This window comes from Niallia oryzisoli, assembly GCF_043641075.1.
In the GTDB taxonomy this organism is placed as follows: Bacteria; Bacillota; Bacilli; order Bacillales; family Cytobacillaceae; genus Bacillus_BD; species Bacillus_BD oryzisoli_A.
Window position 1 is genome coordinate 1,169,838 of sequence record NZ_JBHZRC010000001.1, and the last position, 24,468, is coordinate 1,194,305.

A 24,468-nucleotide genomic window follows, 5' to 3' on the forward strand; every position below is an offset into this window, starting at 1 on the left:
TCGATTAATATGGTAAAGGTATGTCTTCAAGACATACCTTTACCATATGTTTAACAAAACAATATGAAGCAAACTATATAGACTTAAACTAATAAACGTGATACATATGGTTTTTCTCGTAGAACGAATAAATTGATTTCCAATCACAACGGCTAGATACAAAAAGATAAAAAACATAATAATTTTATAGATATACCAATCTAACGTTGAAAGCCATTCAATAAAAGTAAAGCCACTCCAAATCATAAACTGAATGATGATTACCGTATATGTCCGCATACAACACCACCATTGAAAAAGCATCACAGCACGCTTTAGATATTTTATAAAGTAAATATATGTCGAGCCCTCCATACTTATTTTTCAATTATGTAACAAATGAATAACAATACAGATAATGGCAATTTTGTATGGTATTATAATGCTACTTACTATTGAACAATTTCTCTATAGAGGATTTTGATATTGATTTATCTTGTAAAGCGAGGCTTTGGTTACATGAAAGGGAAACCCATTCTTTTAATGGCCGCTAGTCTGTTACTGATTATTTCCTGTGACAGAAAAGAGCCACAACATTCATTGAGTGTTAACAACAATACAAAGCAGATAGTATTTTTTTCGGATGATGAGGCTTTAGAACAAGAGGTTTCCTATTATGATGCAATAATCGAATTAAAAAAAGCATACCCAGAAGAAATGAAAAACATGAAGATCCTTTCAGCAGCCGAACTAGATGAGTATTCAAACATATTTGAAATAGACCGTTGCCCTGCCCTATTAGTATATTATCGAAATCGGGTAATTGTAGAAATTGAAGGAAAAGCGACAACAGAGGAAATCGTTGCACCAATAGCCAATGTATTATCCGGATCATCCTAAACAGCATTTTTTCATAATATATAAATTAGGATATAAAAAAAGCTGACTCAAAGAGCCAGCTTTTTACTTTTATTTCAATATATGAATTGGGCTGCCTAAGGCAACTTCTGCTGTTTCCATTGTAATTTCACCAAGCGTTGGATGAGCATGAATAGTCATAGCAATATCTTCTGCAGTCATACCTGCCTCAATTGCTAAACCAAGCTCAGAAATCATATCAGAAGCACTAGCACCAGCAATTTGAGCTCCAATTACAATGCCATCTTCTTTTCGTGTAATAAGTTTCATAAATCCATCCGTGCTATCAAGTGATAAAGCACGTCCGTTTGCTGCAAATGGGAATTTCGCTGCTACAATGTCAAGACCTTCGTCTTTCGCCTGTTTCTCAGTATAACCAACAGAAGCAAGCTCAGGCTCTGAAAATACAACTGCAGGAATACCTAAATAATCTATTTCAGATGCGTGTCCAGCAATTGCCTCTGCTGCAATTTTAGCTTCATAGGATGCCTTATGTGCAAGCTGTGGTCCAGGAACAATATCACCAATTGCATAAATATTGCTGATATTTGTACGGCATTGCTTATCAATTTCAATGATGCCTCTATCACTCATTTTCAAGCCAATTTGTTCAAGTCCCATTTCATCAGTGTTAGGACGACGGCCCACCATAACAAATAAATAGTCCGCATCAATTTTCTTCTCTTCGCCGTTAACTTCAAATGTTAAGACAATACCATTTTCAGTTTCTTCTACACCTTTAGCACTTGCCTTCGTATAGAATTCAACACCTTTACTCTTCATATTACGCTTTACAAGTGACGACATTTGTTTTTCAAAACCAAGTAAAATATCGTCAGCACCTTCAATGACTGTCACTTGTGTGCCAAAGTTTGCATAGGCACCACCAAGTTCTAAGCCGATGACTCCTCCACCGATTACAACAATTTTCTCAGGAATCTCATCTAAAGCTAATGCACCTGTAGAGTTTAATACGCGTTTAGAATATTTAAATGCAGGTAATTCAATCGGACGTGAGCCGGTTGCAATAATAGCATTTTTGAAATTATATGTTTGAGAAGAATTCTCACCAATTACACGTAAGGAATTATTATCTACAAAATACGCTTCTCCATATACGATATCTACTTTATTTCCTTTTAATAAACCTTCTACCCCGCCAGTCAGCTTCTTGACAACACTTGCTTTCCATTGTTGTACTTTTGAAAAGTCAACTGTCACATTCTCAGCGCTGATTCCATAATCAGCTGAATGTTTAGCCGTTTCATATCGATGCCCTGCCGCAATTAAAGCTTTAGAAGGGATACATCCGACATTTAAACAAACACCGCCGACAGTATTTTTTTCTACAATCGTTACTTTTTGTCCTAGCTGTGCTGCACGAATTGCTGCAACATACCCGCCAGGGCCCGCTCCAATTACTATAGTATCTGTTTCAATTGGAAAATCTCCAACTACCATTTATTACGCCTCCATTAACAATAGTTCTGGGTCATTTAGTAAACGTTTAATATGATTTAAGGCATTTTGTGCTGTTGCACCATCAATCATACGGTGATCAAAGCTTAAAGAAAGTGACAATACAGGTGCAGCTACAATTTCTCCGTCTTTAACAACAGGCTTTTCAGCAATTCTTCCGATACCAAGAATAGCCACTTCAGGATGATTAATAACCGGAGTAAACCATTGCCCACCAGCAGAACCAATATTTGAAATTGTGCATGAAGCACCTTTCATTTCATCTGGAGCAAGCTTGCCGTCACGTGCTTTTACAGCTAGCTCATTAATTTCGTTTGAAATATTGAAAATAGATTTGCGGTCAGCATCTTTCACTACTGGAACTAACAATACTTTTTCTGTATCAGCCGCAATTCCGATATTATAATAATGCTTATGAACGATTTCATTAGTTGCATCATCAAGGGATGTATTAAGTGCCGGGAATTCACGTAATGCACTTGTTAAAGCTTTTACAACATATGGTAAGAAAGTTAATTTAATCCCTTTATTTGCTGCCACTTCTTTGAATTTTTTACGATTAGCAACAAGCTTTGTTACATCCACTTCATCCATTAATGTAACATGCGGTGCTGTATGTTTTGAATTTACCATTGCTTTTGCAATTGCTTTACGGATACCACTCATTTTTTCACGAGTTTCTGGGTATTGTCCCTGCGGAATAGCTACCGCTGCTGTTGCTTGTGCTTCTGGAGCAGCTTGATCTGCTGCTGCGTTTGAAACATTTGCAGCTGCACCACCAGTAAGGAATGCATCTATATCCTGTTTTAAAATACGTCCGTTATCGCCACTTCCAGGAACTAAACGGATATCGACACCTTTTTCACGTGCATATTTTCTTACCGAAGGCATTGCTACTACATGACGATTCGCATCAACTTCAGCCTGCGCACCTGTTCCTGCATTAGTAACAGCTTCAGCAATAGGAGTTTCTTCTTTTTTTGCTTCCTCTGCTTGTGGCGCTTCTTCTGCTTCGTCACCTTTAAATTGTAGATTTTCGTATCCAGGAGCATCAAATTTAATCAGAACCTGTCCTACTGTTGCAACGGTGCCTTCCCCTACTAATACTTCTTCAACCGTTCCTTCTACTGGGGACGGAATTTCTACAACCGCTTTGTCATTTTGGACTTCACATAGTACATCATCTTCCTGGACTTTATCCCCGGGCTTTACAAACCATTTTACTATTTCACCTTCATGGATACCTTCACCAATATCAGGCATTTTAAATTGAAAGGACATTGAAAATTAACCTCCTGTATATCATGTCTTGTTATCGTTCAAACTGACAATACATGCCCTTCTAATAGTGTATTATTTCATTTATATAGCAGCTATTATCAGAGCAATGTATCATTAAAATCTAATTAAAAAGTTAAAACTTTTTTAGCTGTTTCTATTACATCTTTAAAGTTTGGCAGCCAAACAGCCTCAGCTTGAGGGAATGGGAAAACAGTATCAGGTGCTGCAACACGTAATACCGGTGCTTCAAGACTTAAAATAGCACGATCATTAATTTCTGCAACAACATTCGCTGCAATTCCAGCCTGCTTCTGTGCTTCTTGCACGACAATCGCACGTCCAGTTTTTTCAACTGAAGCAATGATTGTATCAATATCAATTGGGCTGACAGTACGTAAATCAATTACCTCAGCTGAAAATCCTTCTTTTTCAAGCTCTTCCGCTGCTTTTAATGATTCATGTACCATTGCACCATAAGTAATGATGGATACATCTGTACCTTCACGTTTTACTTCTGCTTTTCCTAATGGAATAGTATATTCTTCTTCAGGAACTTCCTGTCGGAAAGAACGATACAGTTTCATATGCTCTAGAAAAACAACTGGATCATTGTCACGGATTGCAGAAATTAACAGTCCTTTTGCATCATAAGGTGTAGCTGGAATGACTACCTTCAAACCAGGGGTTTGAGCCATTAGACCCTCTAAACTATCCGCATGCATATCAGGAGTATGCACTCCACCACCAAATGGTGCACGAACTGTTACAGGCGCATGGAATTTGCCACCTGTACGGTAACGTAAACGAGCTAATTGCCCTGCAATTTGATCAAATACCTCAAATACAAATCCAAAAAATTGAATTTCCGGTACAGTACGGTACCCTTGTAAACTTAAACCGAATGCTAAACCGCCAATTCCTGACTCGGCAAGCGGTGTATCAAATACACGATCTTCACCAAATTCATTTTGAAGTCCTTCGGTAGCACGGAATACACCGCCATTTACGCCAACGTCTTCTCCAAAAATTAATACATTTGGATCATTGCGCAGTTCTGTACGTAACGCATCCGTGATTGCTTGAATCATTGTCATTTGCGCCATGGCTTATTTCGACTCCTTTGCTTGATAAATTTCATATTGTTCTTTTAAGTTGTTTGGCATTTCTTCAAACATAATTGACATTAAGTCTGTAACCTTTTGCTTCGGAGCAGTATCAGCTTTCTTAATAGCTTCTTTGATATCCTCTTTAGCCTGATCAATTACTTCATTTTCCTTTTCTTCACTCCATAAACCTTTACCCTCTAAGTATTTACGGAAACGAACAAGTGGGTCTTTCTTTTCCCATTCATTATCAAGATCAGACGTGCGATAACGAGTTGGATCATCGCCTGCCATTGTATGTGGTCCATAACGATAAGTTAATGTTTCAATTAATGTTGGTCCTTCACCATTTATTGCACGCTCACGCGCTTGGCTTACTGCAGCATATACAGCTAATGGATCCATTCCATCAACGAGAATACCCGGAATACCTGCTGCAACTGCTTTTTGAGCAAGAGTTTGGGCAGCCGTTTGTTTTTCACGCGGAGTTGAAATTGCAAATTGGTTATTTTGTACGATAAAGATAGCAGGGGCTTTAAATGCACCCGCAAAGTTCATTCCTTCATAGAAATCCCCTTGTGACGTACCTCCATCACCTGTATAGGTTATCGCAACAGCCTTTTGTCCACGTTTCTTTAATCCAAGTGCAACTCCAGCAGTTTGAACATACTGTGCACCGATAATAATTTGCGGAACGTATACATTTACACCTTCAGGAATTTGACCGCCTTCAAAATGTCCTCTTGACCATAGAAAAGCTTGGTATAAAGGTAGGCCATGCCAAACGATTTGCGGAACATCACGATATCCAGGAAGAATAAAATCTTCTTTTTCAAGTGCAAATTGAGAAGCTAGTTGTGAGGCTTCCTGTCCTGCTGTTGGAGCATAGAAACCTAAACGACCTTGTCTATTTAATGAAATGGACCGTTGATCAAGTATTCTTGTATATACCATACGGCGCATTAATTCTTGTAACTGTTCATCACTTAATTCAGGCATTGCTGTTTCATTAACAACCTGACCCTCTTCGTTTAAAATCTGAAGCATTTGAAACTGATCAGCAATTTTTTCAATTTGAGCATCAGCATCAAATTGTACATTCTTTATATTAGAAGCCATCCCAGTCATCCTTTCGTTTCTTTTAGACGTTTATAGAGTATCCAAAAATCAAGTAATCATAGCTTTTATATAGAAGAAAAAACTTTTTCAATATATAGATGCATTCCTCTTCATAAATAAAAACAAAGAAAATATCTTTACTTTGATTCGTAATACCTACACTATCTTTTTTAGTTCATGGTAAAGATAACATTTATAATTAATACCATTATAATGTGAACTGTATCAGTCAATGTACCACTAAATTATGATACACATTCCGAACTGCATTATTAGTTTACTTATAAAACCGAGTAGAGTCAACCAATTTGATTAAAGTTTTTCACAAATCTTTCACAAAGTATGCTCAATAATTATCAATCTGTTTCAATATTATCCCTTACCTGTACTATATAACATAATCTATAAATACAATCTGTTATAGGAAAGTGACTGTATAAAAACAAAATCTTTTCTTATATTATTTCAATAAAATAAGAAAAGATAAATAATGATTATTATTATGATAACAAATCGCTTTACCACTACATTTGCGGTGTTTACTACTGCGATGGACCATTATGTTATTATTTCTATTTATTTTTGTACGATACATAGTGGTATTCATGTCATTTCATTTTTATTAACTTTTTACCTTTTCTTTGTTAAAATTGGACTACATGATTTTTTAGAAGGAAGTGTTTATTCATGCTTACAATGGATGATATTATTCGCGACGGACATCCGACATTAAGAAAAGTTGCTGCTGAAGTTAGTCTGCCCGCTTCAGTAGAGGATAAGAAAATATTAATGGAATTATTGGACTACGTTCAAAACAGCCAAGATCCAGAAATCTCGGCAAAATACGGTTTGCGTCCTGGGGTCGGGCTGGCTGCTCCGCAAATCAATGTATCAAAACGAATGATTGCTGTTCATGTTACAGATGAAAATGATAAATTATTCAGCTACGCTCTCATAAATCCTAAAATTATCAGTCATTCTGTAGAGAAGTCTTATCTTGCTGCAGGGGAAGGATGTTTATCAGTAGATGACCCCCATCCAGGCTATGTACCACGTTATGCAAGGATAACAGTTAAAGGGTATAGTGCAGATGGTACCGAAGTAAAGCTTCGCTTGAAGGGTCTACCGGCAATTGTTTTTCAGCATGAAATCGACCATTTAAATGGAATTATGTTTTATGACCATATCGATAAAGCAAATCCGATGAAAGAACCTGAAGATGCAATACAAATAGGACGATAAACCATTATTCTGATAAAGGGCAGACAAACTGCCCTTTTTTTCTTTCAAAAGAGAACCATAAAGTAAATTCCATGTTTCTCCATGATAAATTCCCTGCTTTAAGACAAATAATATAAGTAAAAACAAGAATAAATCTTTTTTAAACACCCATTTCTGCTTTACTTTAGACTAGGATTGTTTAAAATAGAAATAAGGAGATGAGCCACAATGTTAAAGAAGCTGAAAAAAAAGCTTTTAAAACAGTGGAACGATATGTTGCGAAAAAAATCAATTGCCTGATTATTTGAGCCCTTCATTCTTTCGAAGGGCTCCTTCCTTATTTTTTTGCAATAGAGTCTAGATCCAGTCAATGTCCGGAATTTAACTTAATCATCTGATGGCTATACTAGATGAAAAATGGAGAAAATGAAAAAACATACATTTGGATTGTTTTTTTATAAAAATAAATTTAAGAAGAAAAAGGGATTAAGGAGTGATTTACATGATTTTTAAGGTTTTTTTCCAAGAATCAAAAAGCCAGGTGCCAGTTCGTGAGAAAACAAAAACAATCTTTGTTGAAGGTGAATCCGTAAGGGACGTCCGTCGAAAACTAAAGGAATATCCTTACAACATTGAATTTGTAGGCCCAATTGATGGAGCCTTTTTAGAATATGAAAAATTGAACGAAGATTTTAAAGTATTGGAGATATAAATAATGAAATTTGTTAAAAACGATCAAACTGCTGTATTTGCCCTGGGAGGACTTGGGGAAATCGGTAAAAATACGTATGCAGTACAATTTCAGGATGAAATCATCCTCATCGATGCAGGAATAAAGTTTCCAGAGGATGAACTGCTCGGAATTGACTATGTCATACCTGATTATACTTATTTAGTTAAAAATGAAGAAAAGATTAAAGGTCTTTTTATCACACACGGACATGAAGACCATATTGGCGGAATTCCTTACTTACTACGCCAAGTTAATATTCCTATTTATGGTGGGAAACTGGCATTAGGTCTGCTTCGTAATAAATTAGATGAACATGGTTTATTGCGTACAGCCAAGCTTCATGAAATCAAAGAAGATGATGTGGTTAAGTTCAGAAAAACATCAGTTACTTTCTTCCGTACAACACATAGTATCCCTGATTCATATGGTATTGTTGTCAAGACACCGCCGGGACAAGTCGTTCATACCGGTGATTTCAAATTTGATTTCACACCAGTTGGAGAGCCTGCTAATTTAACAAAAATGGCTGAAATTGGTAAGGAAGGTGTACTTTGCTTATTATCTGACAGTACAAACAGTGAAATTCCAAATTTCACGATGTCTGAGAGACGTGTAGGCGATACGATTCATGATATTTTCCGTAAGGTTCAAGGCCGAATCATATTTGCGACGTTTGCTTCAAATATCCACCGCTTACAGCAAGTAACAGAGGCCGCTATCGCAAATGGACGGAAAATTGCCGTATTTGGACGCAGTATGGAAGCAGCGATCAATATTGGATTAGAGCTTGGTTATATTCGTGCACCAAAGGATACCTTTATTGATGCACAGACCATTAACCGCCTCCCAGCCGACCGAGTTACAATTTTATGTACCGGAAGCCAAGGAGAACCTATGGCTGCACTATCAAGAATTGCAAATGGTACTCACCGCCAAATTCAAATCATCCCTGGTGATACAGTTGTATTCTCCTCATCTCCGATTCCAGGAAATACGATAAGTGTCAGCAGAACAATTAATATGTTGTTTAGAGCAGGAGCAGAAGTAATTCACGGAAAACTTAGTGATATTCATACCTCTGGCCATGGTGGACAAGAAGAACAAAAATTAATGCTGCGGTTAATTAAACCAAAGTTTTTCATGCCGATACACGGAGAATATAGAATGCAAATAATGCATGCAAAATTAGCCGTGGACTGTGGTGTAGACGAGAATAATTGCTTTATTATGGATAATGGCGAAGTCCTTGCCCTAAGTGAGGATCAAGCACGAGTAGCTGGCAAGGTTCCTTCAGGAAATGTCTATATTGATGGAAGCGGTATTGGTGATATTGGTAATATCGTGTTGCGTGATCGCCGCATTCTTTCTGAAGAAGGTCTTGTTGTAGTTGTAGTAAGCATTAATATGAAAGAGTTCAAAATATCCGCAGGACCCGATATCATTTCCCGTGGATTTGTCTATATGAGAGAATCAAGTGATTTAATCAATGATGCCCAAAGCCTTATTACTAAGCATTTAAATAAAGTTATGGAAAGACGGACAACGCAGTGGTCTGAAATAAAAAATGAAATTACAGATACTCTTGCCCCGTATTTATATGAAAAAACAAAGCGCCGTCCAATGATCTTACCAATCATCATGGAAGTGTAAGTCCTTTTATAGAAAAAAGAAGCACAGTGATTGTGCTTCTTTTTTCTATAAAACCTTCTTCTCGAAACGGTTAATATCTGCGTCAGCACCAATGACAATCAGAATATCTTGTTCATGGATAATCTCATTTGCTTGTGGAGAGACAATGATCTCATTACTTCGTTTAATCGCCACGATATTAATTCCATATTTGGCGCGAATATCCAAATTAAGGATGGATTGGCCATCAATCTTTTCGCTCGCCACAATCTCAACAATACTGTGTTCATCCGAGAGCTCTAAATAATCAAGAACACTATTGGAAATCATATTATTCGCTATCCGTCTTCCCATATCGCGCTCTGGATGGACAACATGATCGGCACCAATCTTTAGCAATACCTTTTCATGGTAGTCATTTTGTGCTTTTACGGTAATATTTTTCACACCGAGTTCCTTTAAGATGATTGTTGTTAATATGCTCGCTTGGATATTATCACCAATTGCAACTATAACATGGTCAAAGTTACGAATCCCCAGACTTTTTAATACCTTTTCATCCGTTGAATCGCCGACAACTGCATGTGAAGCAATGGCCGAATAATCATTGACCCTGTCCTCATTGTTATCGATAGCCATTACTTCCATTCCTTGTTCAGCAAAAGTTCGGCAAATGCTTCCTCCAAAACGACCTAAGCCGATGACTGCAAATTCCTTTTTCACCATTCATTCCTCCAACAGTAATACAAAATAGGCTCTTCATATTTTAGCATACATACGATTCGCTATATGTATTTAATAAAGTGGAAAACCGTTCGTAAAAAAAACCGGTTACCCGGTTTAATAATTAATCACTCATTCCCTTTATATTCGATATATTGACAAATCATATTGATTGCCGTATCGAGCGCATCCTCATTCGGGTTAAGCTTTGAATGATGTAGCCCATAATCTGAATCAACACCAAGCCAAAACATAAATCCTGGTATTTCCTTCAACATATAACCAAAATCCTCACCCGTCATTGCTTCTTTACATTCAATCACATTCACGTCTGTATGATGCTCCACGAACTCCATAAATTCTCTTGTTAGCTTTGCTTCATTATAAACCTGATGATACATGACACCAAAATCGATTGTCGCTTCACATTGAAATCCGACTTCAATCCCTTTAAGAATTTCTTCAATCCGTTTTTTTACCTTTTCCATTGACTCTACAGACAGAGTACGGATAGTTCCTTCCAGTCTTGCTTTTTCAGCAATAATATTTTGCACGGTTCCACTGGTTATTTTTCCAATGGTAATGACAGCACTATCAAGAGGATCAACATTTCTGGAGATGATGGTTTGCAGTTGCGATACCAAGGAACAGGCAGCAATAATCATATCATTTGTTTGATGTGGAAATGCCGCATGTCCACCCTTCCCCTTTAAATCAATAAACAATTCAGATGTGTTTGCAAATAAGAGTCCTTCTCTGGTTGCAATTGTTCCAACAGGGTACTCAGGGGCAATATGAAGGGCTAGAATCATATCAGGCATCCATGCCTTCATTATTTCTGTTTGTAGCATCGGTTCCGCACCGCCAGGCCCTTCTTCCGCCGGTTGGAAAATAAATAATAGGTCATCCTTGATTGGATGATGGACAAAGTGCGTCAAGGTACCAAGTGCAATCGTCATATGGAAATCGTGACCGCAAGCATGCATCTCAGTCTCGTGCTTTGAGTGAAATTCAAGTCCTGTTTCTTCTTCAATAGGTAAGCCGTCAATATCTGTTCGATATCCAATTATTTTTTTAGGGTTTGTTCCGTTTATCCTTACAAAGATACCCGTTTCCCATTGTTTAATTTCTAATCTCTCTTTTGGCAATGTTTGAAGATACGACAGGAGGTAGGCCTGTGTTTTAAATTCTTGAAAGCCAAGCTCCGGAATTTGATGAAGATCACGGCGAATTTGAACAAAAGAACTCACTTTGACACCTTCCTTTCTCTATTTTTCGAGAGCTAAAAATTTTTTAAAGAAAGCGTGGACTCATACGGTCCACGCCTAGTCCTATATTACAGTTGACGAAGCTCTTGTTTAATTTCAGTTTTTGATTTTGTTTTCTCATCAATTTCTTTAATGACGCGTGCAGGTGTACCTGCTACCACTGTATATGGAGGGACATCATCAATGACAATTGCACCCGCTGCTACAACGGCTCCTTTCCCAACCGTAACACCTTCAAGCACAACGCAATTTGCTCCGATTACTACGTCATCCTCAACAATTACTGGCTTAGCGGAAGGCGGCTCAATGACACCTGCCAATACTGTACCAGCACCAATATGACAATTCTTCCCCACAGTTGCTCGTCCACCAAGAACTGCATTCATGTCAATCATAGTACCTTCTCCGATTACTGCTCCAATATTAATAGAAGCACCCATCATTATGACAGCATTGTTTCCAATTTCCACTTGGTCACGAATAATGGCTCCAGGCTCAATTCTTGCATTAATATTTTTCATATCTAATAATGGAATCGCAGAATTTCTTCGGTCATTTTCAATCACATAATCTTCAATTTGACTCTTATGATTTTCAATTGCTTGGCTGATTTCTTCCCATTCACCGAAAATAACACCACTGTTTCCAGTAATAAATGTCTTGCTGCTCGCGCCAAATTCAATACCTTCCAAATTACCTTTTATGTAAACTTTTACAGGTGTTGACTTTTTACTGTTTTGAATAAATGAGATGATTTCATTTGCATCCATCATTTTCATTTCCATTACCCCCAAATTTGATTATATATTGCTAAAATTTACTTTATCAAACAAAAGCATTGAAAACAAGCAAAATTAACTGTGCAACAGAATGCAGCAGATTACATAAAAATGCTGACAATCGCAGAATTCAATCACTGCGATTGTCAGCATTTATCTACGATTGAATAAACAATTGTACCCATGCCCCGTTATAGAAGCCTACGCCGATTGCATTATAGCTTGAATTGAGAATATTAGCCCGATGGCCAGTTGAATTCATCCAGGCGTTCATTACCTCTTGCGGTGACCTTTGCCCTTTTGCAATGTTTTCCCCGGCAGAGCGATAGGAAATTCCAAAAGTCTTTAACATATCGAATGGACTGCCGTAATTGGGACTAGTATGAGAAAAATAGTTGCTGTTAATCATATCCATTGCCTTTTTTTCTGCAACATTTTTAACATCCGACCGGTGCTGAAGTGGGCTTAGCCCTTGTTTTGCACGTTCCGCATTTACTAAGCGAACAACCTCTTCCTCAAAGGTTCCTACGGAAGCAGCACTCTCTTTTAAGCGGATAATACCCCCAACCTGCATATTATATGGATCCGTGTTTGGGTTTAACTGCATTAGCCTCTTATAATCTAATCCATAACGCTTTGCAATAAACCAAAACGTATCCCCCCTTGAGATCTTATAGAATTCAAACGGAGGTTCTTTAAACATGGTAATCGATTGAGCATTCGTTGTTGGCGTTATTATACTCATACTGATTAACATAGTTAGTAAAAAAGAAACAATTCTTTTCAATGTAATCATCTCCTCACCTTCATTAGTTTGAAAAAAACGAATGATATTATGAGAAGATAATTGTGGAAATCTTTAAATGGTCAAGCCTGTTTTCCCCGAGGCAATAATAAGATTAGCACAAAACTAATTAAAGCGATAATCAGCACCACACAATAAACGATATGGAGGGAATACGTTAACCCATCCTGAAGGAATTGCAGCAGGCCATCAGGAAGCCTATTTCGTTCATCTTGATTCAATAAACTATTGATGGAGTCTACCGTAAGATTGGTATTCAAATCATGGCCTTTCTCCTTGAAATAACGTAAAATTTGGCTGTTTAAAATACCTCCAAGCAGAGCTGCACCGATTGTATTCCCAAAGTTTCTCATAAATGAACTAGAAGCAGTTGCAATCCCTCTTTGCTCCCAGTCGACGGCACTTTGGATAACGACAATAAACGTTGTCGAGGTTAATCCCATCCCAATTCCAACAATGAAAGAACCGACAGCTGCCCAAATTGGACCAATATTAGGGGTTAAGGTAATAAAGAAAACACTTCCTAACACAAGTGCCAGTCCTCCTAATAGAGAAGTTTTTCTATAACCAAACTTTAGCATAAGCGAGCCGGAAAATGTGGAGGCAATCGGCCAGCCAATGGACATGGTTGTCAGTGTAAAACCTGCAATGATTGGTGACTGCTCCATTACACCTTGCACAAATGTGGGCAGGAAGCTAGAGATACCAATAAGCATGATCCCTGTTGTTAATGATGTCAAATTGGCGATTAAGATGGGACGTTCCTTCCAGATGGAAAAAGGCATAATAGGTTCTTCTGCCTTCTTTTCTTGAAAATAGAAAAAAAGAAAGGCGACAACGCTGACGATTACTAAGCTTAAAGACTCAATAGACATCCAGGACCAGCGAGTTCCTCCTTCTACCAAGACAAACATGAAACAGGAAACTGAGATCATAATTAATAAAGACCCTACATAATCAATTCGATGCCTCTTCTTTGTTATATGTTCATGTAAAAACAGCCCAACTCCAATTATGGCTAATATTCCAAGTGGAATATTAAGCCAAAAGACAAATCTCCAGCTTACATACTCAACGAGAATCCCACCCAGTGCAGGTCCAGCGATGGCTGAAATCCCCCATACACTAGAAAGATATCCTTGGATAGTCGCTCTTTCTTCTTTCGTATACATATCACCGACAATGGTTGTGGCAATTGGCGTGATAGCACCCGCTCCAAGACCTTGAATAAATCGAAAGACAATGAGCATCGTCATTGATTCAGCAAACCCACATAGAATGGAACCAATTAAAAAAACACTAATCCCGAATAGTAAAATGGGCTTCCTGCCAAATAAATCAGATAATTTACCATAAATTAAAACGGTGACAGCGTTCATTAATAAGTATGATGAAAATACCCACCCATATAAAGAAAAGCCGCCTAATTCACCAACAATAGCCGGCATTGCTGTTGATATAATTGTTCCTTCGATCGCACCTAAAAACATGGCAAGCATAATTGAGGCAAGAACAATCGGGCGATTTGTTTTCTTTCTTGACTGTCCTTTTGTCAGCGCTTTCTCCATTAAAACAACCCTTTCATTTTCTACATTTTAATGAGCTAGCTACTTATGAAATAAAACAGAGGATGTCACTTGACATCCTCCCTTAATCAATATCACGTTGAAGGCCGTCATTTAACAAATGTAGTACAGCTCTTCTTGTTAAGATTCCCTCAAACAATCCATCTTCATTTTCAATACATAAAAACGGATGGTCCACTAGTAATGCTATTGTATTTTGAATAGAAGCATCAATAGAAAGATGTGGAACATTTCTGTTCATAACCTGCTCGACCCTGCTTTGTGCCAGCTTTTCATATTCGATTCTTTCGAGCCCTAGAATCGATTCCATAATAATTGGGGTAGAAATAAGTCCATGCAGCTTATAATGAGGATCAAGGACAGGTATTGCCGTGTAGCCACTTTTTGTTAATACCAAAAGAGCATGCTCCAGACTATTTCCCACTTGAACATGAGCTACACGCTCAGAAGGAATCATTAAATCGCGGAGATTCATCTTTAAAAACTCATTACCAAGATTATTCATAGCTGAAAACTCCCATAACTTAGTAATTTCATAAATAATATTTTAACACAGTTTATAACTTTTCGCTTCCATAACACAACCATTTTGAATTAGAACCAAGAAAAACTGCAAAAAAGGAACCAGCATGGTTCCTTTTTAAGAATTATTGAATTAAATCAAAGATTTCAATTGTAATCATATCAATATTGTCAAATTGATATCTCTTTGGCTTTTCTTTATCAAAATAAACCTCCAACTCAAAGGTTTCAGTCTTCGGTTGATACGTTACTTGACATTTCCGTTCACCATTCACCTCAAAAAAACGTTGTGAAGGTTCTCCATTATTTGATGTTTCCTGCAGGTTTTTTAACCTTGAAATAATACCTTGAAGCTGTGACATGCTCCCTCTCCTTTCAACAAAGCCAAATATCTTACTACTAGGTTTCTCATTTGACTTATTTCTAAACCATAAATCTAAAGTCTAAATTTTCCTATGCGAAAATGATTTAGCCAATATAAACAGCATAAAATAAAGTGAATAGATAACACAAGTAAAAGATGAAGAAAAATCGAGTTTTTTTTACATTATTACTATAATTTGAACTTTTTTCGACATTAATTCACAAGGAAGCTTTCAGTTTATTAAAGCAATGTATCATTTTTGTACAGGAAATCATAGGTTAAATCAATAAATAAATATTCATGGGCATTGATTGGATAAGAAAACGTTCTCGTTATTTCACCGGTTTCAATATCACAATATAAATCAGACAAAAGCCCTTTTTTATCATTACGCATTCTAATCATGTTTTCCAAAAAGTAAGGCCGCCAGCTCCAATTTTTTCTCATATATTCCGGCTGCATCTCCCAATCAATACCTTTTTTCAGCATATTAGGAGATAATTGAAAACCATCCTCATCACAAATATACATTCTCAAAGCAACCTGATCTAATTCTTTTCCCAGTGCTTTCAACAGCAATTCAAAATTCATTGTTTTACGATTTTTATTTATTATTTCCTGAATCTTCGTTTGAAATCTTTCAGTAACCTGAAAGACGGATTCCAGCTTTTTCTTTTCATATATAATAAATTCGTGAAATTCTGCCTTTAGTTTATCTTTTAAAATATCTCTAGTAATAAAATTGGATATTGGTTTCTCCAGATAATAGCCTTGATAATATCTGGCTCCGTGCTGCCAAGCAAATTGAAGCTGATAAACCATTTCAATATTTTTAAATAACAATGTTGCACCAATTTTTCTTGCTAGAATGGATAAGGAATACAAGATATCCTTATAGGCAGGCGGGGGATTCATTGAACGTAACGGCATCAAATCAACCTTTACAATATCAGGCTTTAACTGACCGATTTGATCTAGAAAACTGCTTCCCTCCCCCAATTTATCAATCGCAATCTTTATCCCAAATGTTCTGTAATAATTCAGCAAATGATCCATCTCGTCCTTTGGTTCATCCATTGATATTTCTAATACGATTCGCTTTAGACTAATTCCCTTCTCTTGGAACTGCTGCAGGAATTGTAAAAAAGCTTCACCGCTGTCATGAATTAATAGATCTGCATCTCTGTTCACAAAAAGCAGTACATCCTTATCTAGTTCAGTTGCGAGCTCAAAAGCCTTTGTTAATACCGCATTATCAACTTCTAATCGATATTCATCCGGTATGCTCTTATCTTGAAAAAAGGATCCTAGACTAATTACTTGACCATTATCATTATATCTTCCAAATATTTCATAACCAATAACGCGATGTTCATCTGCACTGAATACCGGCTGAAAATAGGGAAAACAACGGTTTAAGTTGGTTAAGATATCCAATGCGTCCATATTGAACCTCCTCGTGGATAATGAACAATTATACCATACTTGTTTCCACAAGTTAGCAGCCTAAAATAAAATCATTAATAACGTAACACGTTTATGCAAAAAGCCATATATTTTCGCAAATGACTTCTAATCACTAAAATCGTTTGATAGTATAGAGTAAGGTAATTTCTATGATTGGTTGGATCACAATGTCGAAAAAAATTTCACGAAGAACGTTTATCAAAAAAACGATTGGCTCCTTATTCACTTTACTTGCGGCCGGTGCGGGCGGTTATTATTATGCTAGAGAAATAGAACCGAGATTACTTGATATCAACCGCTATACCATTAGGCATTCCCTCATTCCGAAAGGCTTTGATGACTTTAAAATTGTACAATTCAGTGATACACATCTCGGTTTCCAATATACGATTAAACAATTGGACAAATTAATTAATCGTATCAATCGATTACAGCCAGATATTGTGTTTTTCACTGGTGATTTAATGGACGAGCCCAATAAGTATCCAAATAGTGATGAAATTATTCCTATTCTAACAAAAGTTAATGCTCCTTTTGGTAAATTCGCTATTTATGGAAATCACGACCACGGAGGTTACGGTACTGATATTTACAAAAATATAATCGAGAAAAGCGGTTTTATGTTGCTGCAGAATGCAGCCTTTGAAATCAAGTTGCTTGATAACAGCATGATTCATTTAATTGGGCTTGACGATGCCATGCTTGGAAAGCCGGATTTAGCAAAAGCTACCGTAGATTTACCCTCTGACACTTATAAAATTCTCCTGGCCCATGAACCTGATATGGCTGAATTAGCAGTAACTGAAGGGATTCATTTACAACTAAGCGGGCATAGTCATGGCGGACAAGTTAAAGTTCCTTTTATCGGTGCATTGGTTACTCCTCCATACAGCGAGCTTTATTATGAGGGTTTTTACAAAATAGGAGATAAACAGAATCCTTTAACCCTATATGTTAATAGAGGTCTGGGAACAACCAGACTGCCCTTCCGATTTTTATCAAAGCCCGAGCTGACGCTATTCACATTAAAACAAGATTTATAACCAACTGGGTTAAACATGAAATCAAAGAGAGCAGCACATTTTGTGCTGCTCTCTATTCTTTATGCAATTCAAAGGGATTTGATTATTCTTCAACATCTTCGATAACATAGTTTGATTTTTCAATGAGAATGGCCTGGCTGTCAATATCAGGCTCATGCTCCTTCTTTTGAATATAGTGATAAACACCTTCACTGTCCTGCTCCCGAGCCTTTAGATTATCCGACAATTGGAGAGCAAGTAACTCCTTTAATTTTTTCTTTAATTCCTCTTCAAAAATAGGGAACAAAATTTCTACTCTTTTTTCCATATTTCTTGTCATCATATCGGCAGAGGACAAATAAATTTTTTCTTCACCGTTAGAATTGAAGTGATAAATTCTACTGTGCTCTAAAAACCTTCCTACAATACTAATCACACGAATATTCTCACTTACATCTTTAATCCCTGGTTTTAGGCAGCAGATTCCTCGAATAATCAAATCAATTTTAACCCCTGCCGAAGAGGCCTCATATAGTTTCATGATAATTTTTTTATCCGTTAATGAGTTCATTTTGGCAATTATATGTCCATTATTGAATTGTTTGTGATTTTCAATTTCCTTGTCAATTAATAGAATAAATTCCCCTCGAATATCATGCGGGGCAACAACCAAATGATGATAAACCGGTTTTTGTGTATAACCGCTTAAATAATTAAAGAAATTTGTAGCATCAATACCAAACTTACGCTTTGTGGTAATGTAACCAAAATCCGTATATATTTTCGCTGTTTGATCATTATAATTCCCCGTGCCAAGATGAACAAATCGCTCGATCAATCCCTCTTTCCTTCGCACAACCAAGGTAATTTTACTATGGGTTTTCAAATGTGTCATACCATAAATAACGTGACACCCTGCTTTCTCCAGTTTCTTTGCCCATTGGACATTATTTTCTTCATCAAATCTTGCCTTTAATTCAACTAATACCGTAACCTGCTTTCCATTTTCTGCCGCACGTTTTAATGCTTCAATGACTGGAGAGTCTCCGCTTACTCTGTATAGGGTCTGCTTGATGGCAAGCACATCTGGGTCATTAGCTGCTTCTGTTACAAAATCGAGAATCGGCTGAAATGACTCATACGGATGGTGCAGGAGCATATCATGGTCCAACGCATTTTGAAAAATATCTTTATTACTATTGATTTCTGATGAAGGTACTGGGATAAAGGGCTCATAAGTAAGATCGTCTCTTCTCGACGCAAAAACTTTATAAAATGAAAACAAGAATGTTTTATCCAATGGACCTGAAATATAATAGACATCCTCTTCAGTAATTTCTAGTTCATCCAGTAAATAAGCTAGAATTTGTCTATCTAAATGCTCTTCCTTTAGTTCGAGTCGGACAGCTGCTCCCCATTTACGCTTCTTTAATTCTTTCTCAATAACCTGCAGAAGGTCTCTTGCCCCTTCCTCGTGTATTTCCAAGTCAGCATTCCTGGTAATTCTAAATTGTGTAACAGAAAGGATACGATAGCCATGGAAAAGTTTTGCAATAAAATAACAAATAATATCTTCAAGCAGCACAAAACAAGTCGTTCCATCAATAAATGGCACCTCGATAAAACGCTCTAATAATGATGGAACTTGTACAATTGCTAGCTGCTGTTTGAGCTGATGTTCGTTATCCTTTTCCATCTCTATCGAAACTGCAAAATTAATACTTTTATTTAATAGCATTGGAAATGGCCGGTACGCGTCAACGGCCATAGGTGTTAAAACAGGAAAGATTTGCTCATCAAAAAAAAGTTCAAGATACTTTTTTTGTGCTGCAGTTAATTCATCTACTTTCAATAAATGAATATTTTCTGCTTTTAATTCATGGAGAATTTGTTTTTGAAAGGTCTCGTCCTGAAGCGTAACAAGATGATGCGCTTTTTCAGAAATCTTTTCCAGCTGTTGCATTGGTGTCATCCCAGCTTTATTCTCTGGTTTCGTGAACCCTACCTTCACTTGATCCTTTAAGCCTGCAACTCGAACCATAAAAAACTCATCTAAATTCGAACTGAAGATAGCTGAAAACTTTATTCTTTCTAACAATGGATTTCGTTTATCTAACACTTCCTGCAGCACCCGCTCGTTAAAAGCAAGCCAGCTAATCTCCCGGTTATTATAATTTGATGGATGATTAAAATGACTATTATCCAATTAACCCACACCTTTTTTGCAATATTCGACATTTATAGCATAACAAAAAATAAAAACTTTTTGTCAATTCATTGTACGATTGAATCCTTTTTGAACATAGCGTTTAATAAGCGATCATTCACACGAAATAAAGTTGATTTGTATTGCTTTACGGAGTACCTTTTCTAACTGACGTATATGTTTTTCGGTCTCATATTGTTCCACAAAAGGGTTTCTCTGACAATAAACCATTAGCTGCAATGAATCATTGGCAGTTTCTTTTAAATGAATTTTTTTTACAATACCTCTCTTTGATGCATCTAGTGCAGCAGCCAGCTTGGCTACCGCTCCAGCCAGACGGATATCCTCCATTTCCTTTTTCGTAAACCAATCTGAAAATGGAGCAAAATATTGCTTTAATAATGTTTTATTTTTAAATGAAGCGATATATGCCAGCTTCAAGCGATCTTTATGTAGTAGTCCATTAATGGATTGGTTGGCTAACAAATAAAATGTATGCTGACTGCTGGAATCATCATCAATATACTGACCGAGATAATAAAGCTCTGCCCCTCTTATCACAAAGGTTCTTAATACTCCTTTATTCTCACAAGCATAATGTGAGCACACTTCATCAAATAATGTCTCTGCAAGCCTTGCCCGATGACTTGCATGTGCTGGGTCAACTCCATAATCAATCAGTAATTCCAAGACACTGTTATTGATTATTTGGTCAGTGGTCAGCAAGACATCATCCATCTCGCTTGTTTTCATCGAAATACCGTCCCTTAATCCCTTTTTACTAAACAAAAATGAATACGATTGACTATATTCGCAAAGTCCCACAAATACTTCTAGTGCAGGAACGATAATATCCGCACGATCCTTCGAGAGTCCCTCTACCTTTTCAAGCTGTTCAACCGTCAGCTGTCCAAGATACAATTGAATCTTCTGCAAATCAGAATAACTCATAATATATTGGTGGATCCCTGCAATCGGATATTTTTTAAAGTTTTGATCAATTTGGGCGATATTCCTTGCACTACCACCAATGGCTATCACCGGAACCTGTAAATTTTTTAACCAAGGGAGCTGTGCAAAAGAAGCTTGGATAAATTCCGCAAGTCTATTTCTTTCTTCTACTGTTATAGGATTATTTTTCACAAACTGTTTTTTTAAGGAAACAACCCCAAATGGAAAGCTATGGTATTGCATTAATTTTCTACTCTCAAAATAGGTAATCTCTGTACTTCCTCCACCCATGTCAATGGTGATACCTGTGTCAATCGGAGTAGAATGTGTAACAGCATAATAACCAAAATACGCTTCCTCTTTTTCAGATAGAATTTTCATATCAAAACCTGTTCGCTCTTTAACGAGTGATTGAATCTCAGCTTGATTCTTTGACTGTCTGATCGTAGCAGTTGCAGTACAATAGACTGTCGTGACTTGGTGAAAAAATAGGATTTCTTTAAAACCCTGTAAAATATCAATAAGGAGATTAATTCCTTCCTGACGCAATTCATTTTTTGAGGTAAGAAACTGATTTAGTCTCGCAACTGTTTTAATATTTTCAGCTTCCTTATAACTACCGCTTTGACTTTTTATATAGATTACAAGGCGTATCGTATTTGAGCCAATGTCGATCACTGCCCATTTTTCCTTCATCATCCCCATTCTCCTTCCTGGTATTTTTCTATTTTAGTGCAACTGAAGTCTTTACCAAGCACATAAATATGTTAAACATAAATATATTCAATTTAACAGAAAAAAGTAACTTTTACCTCCTTCATTCATAAGAATAATCATAACCCAAATCGTGTAGGAGGAGAATGGAACCCTTGTTAAGATTCAATAAATATTCCACAGAATTACTTTATCCACCCATTTAAACTAAGCATAATTTTTCGAGAATTTATTTTCTTTTATTGCCAAAAGGGGTATAATAAACAATAATAATTTAAATTATTTTCCTTGACATTAACAATAGATATTAATCACGCTTTGCCCTCAAAATACGGAAAGGAGACATCACATTGTCCACAAATAGGGATTACTCATCAGAGCCTCAATTAAATCCAACAATTAAAAACCTCGCTCAAGCGATCTTCATTATCAATCGTCATGCAAAAACTGCCCCAAATCCAAAATTTTTATATAAGCTTAAATATACGGCACTGCACAAACTAATAAAGGAAGGCAAAGCAAAGAAGGTCGGTCTGCATTTTTCAAATAACCCTAAATATAGCCAACAGCAGTCTGACGTTTTAATTGCATGTGAAAATTACACGTTTCACTTACCTCCTTCAAAGAGTGATTTTGCAGAACTCCCACATTTAGGCAAGTTGGACAAACAGGTTAGAAATCCAAAAGCTTCACTTTCTTTAGCCCAGGCCAAAAAGATGCTATGCTCTTATACTGGTCTTAAGGAACATGAAAATAATGCAGTTCCTCCAAGAAAGAAATATAATAAGCCAATCTTTAAAAAGCTTGGCGAAAGTTATTTTTAATTTAAAAAAACTTCCATTAAGAATTTTAATGGAAGTTTTTTTATGTACCTGTCCAGTTCCAACGTCATTCGCTTTTTTTGTTTATAAAGCAAATTGATCGATCAATAGTACTAGTTCAGCTATTTCCGGTTTGCTCACTTGTGCATCTGCTCCCACAATTTGACCTTTATGACGTAAGTCATCCGTTATGAGCGATGAGAAAATAATAACAGGAAGCTTTGATAAATCACTATGTTCCTTCACTTTTTTCGTTAAATGGTGACCATCCATCTGCGGCATTTCAATATCTGTGATTACTAGCTGTACTTCTTTATCGATGACTTTACCATTTTGCACAATGTTCTCCAAATAGGTAAATGCATCCTTACCATTTTCAAAAAACTCGATATTCATATAGCCTGCTTCCTCTAGCGTATCCTGAATCAGCTTACGCAAGAGAGGCGAATCCTCTGCAACCACTAAATGTTTATTTGATCGTTCTCGTTCACCAAGCTTTTTCAATCTATTAATATTAATCCCTGTATTCGGATTAATTTCAACGACGATTTTTTCAAAATCAAGCAAAAGAATCATTTCTCCGTTAAGCTTAATCACACCAATAATTTGGCTCTCTGACCCTTGATACATTTCAGCTGGTTTTTCAATTTGTTCCCAGGATATTCGGTGTATCTGAGATACACTATGTACATGAAACACAATTTTTTGCTGGTTAAATTCAGTTACGATAAATTTGTCCTTTTCCGGTGTTTCCGATGGTGGAAACCCGATTGCTTTTGCCACATCTACAACTGGCAAAACCTCACCGCGTAATTCAATAATCCCTTGTACATGGGGATGGGCATGGGGAACTTGAGTGACAGATACCGGATTAATAATTTCTCTTACTTTTATTACGTTTATCCCAAATTTATTTGGACCAATTCCAAATTCAACAATTTCTAGTTCATTTGTACCACTTTCGAGTAAAATCCCTTTATTATTTTCCATAGTTTCAACCTACCTATCCCAATTTATTGAATTTGTTACCTTTACTATACCACGACAACAAGCTATATTTGGATAATTTTTAATACATTTCTTCACAAAAAAATACATCTGAGAAAGCCTCGAGACGTATTTTTGTGCGAATATATGTTGTTTATTTTTTTATGATCATCGTACCGGCAATTAAATCGTGCAATCCCTGTTTTTTCTCCGTTATACCTACCATAATATAACCAATAAATAAAATACCTGATAGAAAAGACATAGCTAAATATCTTCCTAAACCACGCCAGAAAGAAATTCGTTCCCCTTTAAGATCTGTTACCTTCAAACCTAGAGCTTTTTTTCCGATTGTCGCTTGCCACTTAGAAGCATGCAGACCAGCAAAATAAGCTACTGCAATGATAATACTAATGATCGAGGTGACAATAATCGCGCCGAGATAAGTTAAGAGGAAAGAAAGAGCTTCCTCATCTGTCATACCTGTCTCCATATACGCCGGGTCTGCCATGATTAAATATGTGATGTCTGAAGTTCCGAAAAAGAATAGTAAAATGAGGAAAGAAATGATACTCAATGGAATGCCAATGATGATAGAATCAATTAAATAAGCCGCAACGCGAATCCAAAATCCCCCATACTCCTTTTTTTCTATATCAGGGTATACTTCATTTGTTGTCTCCATCCCTATTACCCCCTTGAAGTTTTTATTAACTAAATTATAGCATTAATTCAGTGAATTCTTTCTATTTCGAATAATTGTTTAAGATATATTTTAAATGACTTACATT

The 24,468-nt window shown here is 36.6% G+C and carries 23 protein-coding genes; 6 read left to right on the forward strand and 17 right to left on the reverse strand.

All coding sequences use genetic code 11. From position 1 onward, the window contains the following. Window positions 1–39: 39 nt before the first annotated feature. Window positions 40–279 carry a hypothetical protein gene (locus ACHUFV_RS05950; RefSeq protein ID WP_394232672.1) on the reverse strand — a complete coding sequence of 80 codons (240 nt, stop codon included), beginning with the start codon at window positions 277–279 and terminating at the stop codon, window positions 40–42. A gap of 186 nt (window positions 280–465) precedes the next feature. On the opposite strand from ACHUFV_RS05950, the gene ACHUFV_RS05955 reads away from it, so the two are divergent. After that, on the forward strand, window positions 466–879 hold the full coding sequence (locus tag ACHUFV_RS05955; protein ID WP_394232673.1) for a small peptidoglycan-associated lipoprotein: 414 nt from the start codon (window positions 466–468) through the stop codon (window positions 877–879). Between the two features lie 69 nt (window positions 880–948). Here ACHUFV_RS05955 and lpdA read toward each other — a convergent pair whose 3' ends face one another. The 4 genes from lpdA to pdhA form a co-directional block, all read right to left on the reverse strand. Beyond that, entirely contained in the window at window positions 949–2,358 is a 1,410-nt protein-coding gene (gene lpdA / locus ACHUFV_RS05960; protein WP_394232674.1) for a dihydrolipoyl dehydrogenase, read from the reverse strand. 3 nt (window positions 2,359–2,361) lie between these two features. Further along, window positions 2,362–3,657, reverse strand: a complete 1,296-nt coding sequence (locus ACHUFV_RS05965; RefSeq protein WP_394232675.1) for a dihydrolipoamide acetyltransferase family protein — start codon at window positions 3,655–3,657, stop codon at window positions 2,362–2,364. 125 nt (window positions 3,658–3,782) lie between these two features. After that, the gene (locus tag ACHUFV_RS05970) at window positions 3,783–4,760 is read right to left on the reverse strand and encodes an alpha-ketoacid dehydrogenase subunit beta (protein ID WP_394232676.1); all 978 of its coding nucleotides are present in this window, start codon (window positions 4,758–4,760) and stop codon (window positions 3,783–3,785) included. Between the two features lie 3 nt (window positions 4,761–4,763). Then, window positions 4,764–5,879 (reverse strand): pyruvate dehydrogenase (acetyl-transferring) E1 component subunit alpha, encoded by a 1,116-nt coding sequence (pdhA, locus tag ACHUFV_RS05975; protein ID WP_394232677.1) that lies wholly within the window; start codon window positions 5,877–5,879, stop codon window positions 4,764–4,766. A gap of 687 nt (window positions 5,880–6,566) precedes the next feature. On the opposite strand from pdhA, the gene def reads away from it, so the two are divergent. The 3 genes from def to rnjA all read left to right on the forward strand — a co-directional run bounded on the left by def (window position 6,567) and on the right by rnjA (window position 9,483). After that, the gene (gene def / locus ACHUFV_RS05980; RefSeq protein WP_394232678.1) at window positions 6,567–7,121 is read left to right on the forward strand and encodes a peptide deformylase; all 555 of its coding nucleotides are present in this window, start codon (window positions 6,567–6,569) and stop codon (window positions 7,119–7,121) included. A gap of 481 nt (window positions 7,122–7,602) precedes the next feature. Continuing rightward, window positions 7,603–7,812, forward strand: a complete 210-nt coding sequence (locus ACHUFV_RS05985) for a DNA-dependent RNA polymerase subunit epsilon (protein ID WP_394232679.1) — start codon at window positions 7,603–7,605, stop codon at window positions 7,810–7,812. A gap of 3 nt (window positions 7,813–7,815) precedes the next feature. Further along, window positions 7,816–9,483 carry a ribonuclease J1 gene (gene rnjA / locus ACHUFV_RS05990; protein ID WP_394232680.1) on the forward strand — a complete coding sequence of 556 codons (1,668 nt, stop codon included), beginning with the start codon at window positions 7,816–7,818 and terminating at the stop codon, window positions 9,481–9,483. Window positions 9,484–9,528: 45 nt separating this feature from the next. Here rnjA and ACHUFV_RS05995 read toward each other — a convergent pair whose 3' ends face one another. The 8 genes from ACHUFV_RS05995 to ACHUFV_RS06030 form a co-directional block, all read right to left on the reverse strand. Next, the gene (locus tag ACHUFV_RS05995; protein WP_394232681.1) at window positions 9,529–10,188 is read right to left on the reverse strand and encodes a potassium channel family protein; all 660 of its coding nucleotides are present in this window, start codon (window positions 10,186–10,188) and stop codon (window positions 9,529–9,531) included. A gap of 125 nt (window positions 10,189–10,313) precedes the next feature. After that, on the reverse strand, window positions 10,314–11,435 hold the full coding sequence (locus ACHUFV_RS06000; protein WP_394232682.1) for an N-acetyldiaminopimelate deacetylase: 1,122 nt from the start codon (window positions 11,433–11,435) through the stop codon (window positions 10,314–10,316). Between the two features lie 86 nt (window positions 11,436–11,521). Beyond that, on the reverse strand, window positions 11,522–12,232 hold the full coding sequence (gene dapD, locus ACHUFV_RS06005) for a 2,3,4,5-tetrahydropyridine-2,6-dicarboxylate N-acetyltransferase (RefSeq protein ID WP_394232683.1): 711 nt from the start codon (window positions 12,230–12,232) through the stop codon (window positions 11,522–11,524). Between the two features lie 157 nt (window positions 12,233–12,389). Beyond that, complete coding sequence (locus ACHUFV_RS06010) at window positions 12,390–12,977, reverse strand: CAP domain-containing protein (RefSeq protein ID WP_394232684.1); 588 nt, start codon at window positions 12,975–12,977, stop codon at window positions 12,390–12,392. A 122-nt stretch (window positions 12,978–13,099) separates the two neighbouring features. Then, a complete protein-coding gene (locus tag ACHUFV_RS06015) occupies window positions 13,100–14,605 on the reverse strand; it encodes an MDR family MFS transporter (protein WP_394232685.1) in 1,506 nt (501 codons plus the stop codon). A gap of 82 nt (window positions 14,606–14,687) precedes the next feature. Further along, complete coding sequence (cbpB, locus tag ACHUFV_RS06020; protein ID WP_394232686.1) at window positions 14,688–15,128, reverse strand: cyclic-di-AMP-binding protein CbpB; 441 nt, start codon at window positions 15,126–15,128, stop codon at window positions 14,688–14,690. Window positions 15,129–15,270: 142 nt separating this feature from the next. Beyond that, on the reverse strand, window positions 15,271–15,507 hold the full coding sequence (locus ACHUFV_RS06025; protein WP_394232687.1) for a YkuJ family protein: 237 nt from the start codon (window positions 15,505–15,507) through the stop codon (window positions 15,271–15,273). A 242-nt stretch (window positions 15,508–15,749) separates the two neighbouring features. Further along, entirely contained in the window at window positions 15,750–16,955 is a 1,206-nt protein-coding gene (locus ACHUFV_RS06030) for an EAL domain-containing protein (protein ID WP_394232688.1), read from the reverse strand. Between the two features lie 188 nt (window positions 16,956–17,143). Between ACHUFV_RS06030 and ACHUFV_RS06035 the strand changes: the two genes are divergently transcribed. Beyond that, window positions 17,144–18,019, forward strand: a complete 876-nt coding sequence (locus tag ACHUFV_RS06035) for a metallophosphoesterase (protein ID WP_394232689.1) — start codon at window positions 17,144–17,146, stop codon at window positions 18,017–18,019. Between the two features lie 82 nt (window positions 18,020–18,101). Here the strand turns inward: ACHUFV_RS06035 and ACHUFV_RS06040 are convergent, their stop codons facing one another. After that, a complete protein-coding gene (locus tag ACHUFV_RS06040; RefSeq protein ID WP_394232690.1) occupies window positions 18,102–20,204 on the reverse strand; it encodes an RNA degradosome polyphosphate kinase in 2,103 nt (700 codons plus the stop codon). 114 nt (window positions 20,205–20,318) lie between these two features. After that, a complete protein-coding gene (locus ACHUFV_RS06045) occupies window positions 20,319–21,851 on the reverse strand; it encodes a Ppx/GppA phosphatase family protein (RefSeq protein WP_394232691.1) in 1,533 nt (510 codons plus the stop codon). A 368-nt stretch (window positions 21,852–22,219) separates the two neighbouring features. Here ACHUFV_RS06045 and ACHUFV_RS06050 point away from each other — a divergent pair, with 368 nt between their 5' ends. Then, window positions 22,220–22,693 (forward strand): YkyB family protein, encoded by a 474-nt coding sequence (locus tag ACHUFV_RS06050; RefSeq protein ID WP_394232692.1) that lies wholly within the window; start codon window positions 22,220–22,222, stop codon window positions 22,691–22,693. 81 nt (window positions 22,694–22,774) lie between these two features. Here ACHUFV_RS06050 and ACHUFV_RS06055 read toward each other — a convergent pair whose 3' ends face one another. Next, window positions 22,775–23,680, reverse strand: coding sequence for a chemotaxis protein (locus ACHUFV_RS06055; RefSeq protein ID WP_394232693.1), 906 nt, complete (start codon window positions 23,678–23,680; stop codon window positions 22,775–22,777). A 151-nt stretch (window positions 23,681–23,831) separates the two neighbouring features. Next, the gene (locus tag ACHUFV_RS06060) at window positions 23,832–24,362 is read right to left on the reverse strand and encodes an RDD family protein (protein ID WP_394232694.1); all 531 of its coding nucleotides are present in this window, start codon (window positions 24,360–24,362) and stop codon (window positions 23,832–23,834) included. Window positions 24,363–24,468: the final 106 nt, after the last annotated feature.